Here is a 448-nt window from a genome sequence, read left to right as displayed (position 1 = left end):
CAGTACTCCCTTGTTGGTTACAACTTCTCTCCAGCCCTCTTGAATATCGGTGATCCAGTTTTTTCCTTCTCGATCCTCTCGCTCCACCTTCATGCTCTTCCGAATAACCAGCACAGCCAGAATGGCAACCAGGAATGTCAGAATATTAATGACCAGAATGACTTCAATGGTTGTTATACTAAGCAGAATGCCCGCAATAATGGGTGAAAACAAAAACTTCGAGGATTCAGCCAGTTGTACAAGACCGCTTCCTTTCGAGAATTGATCCTTATCCAGCAGGTCCGTAGCAGAGGCCTTATATGCCGGGCTCTGTAACGCGGAAAACACCGAACTAAAGGCCACTCCCACATAGATATGCCATAATTGGATATCACCTGTGAGCATAATGGACAGAATGAAAATCAAACCGGCTGCCGACCCCAGGTCGCCGATAATCATCATCGTTCGA

General features: G+C 46.4%; 1 protein-coding gene. It reads right to left on the bottom strand.

Translation table 11 applies throughout. The features are described 5' to 3' along the window. The coding region (locus FMN63_RS30115; protein WP_286192791.1) for an MFS transporter at positions 1-438 on the bottom strand (438 nt) is incomplete at its 3' end. Positions 439-448 lie beyond the last annotated feature (10 nt).

Origin of the sequence: Stappia sp. BW2 (assembly GCF_008107695.1) — a bacterium.
In the GTDB taxonomy this organism is placed as follows: Bacteria; Pseudomonadota; Alphaproteobacteria; order Rhizobiales; family Stappiaceae; genus Roseibium.
Note: the sequence above shows the minus strand (reverse complement) of the source record. Positions and strands in the feature narration are given on the sequence as shown.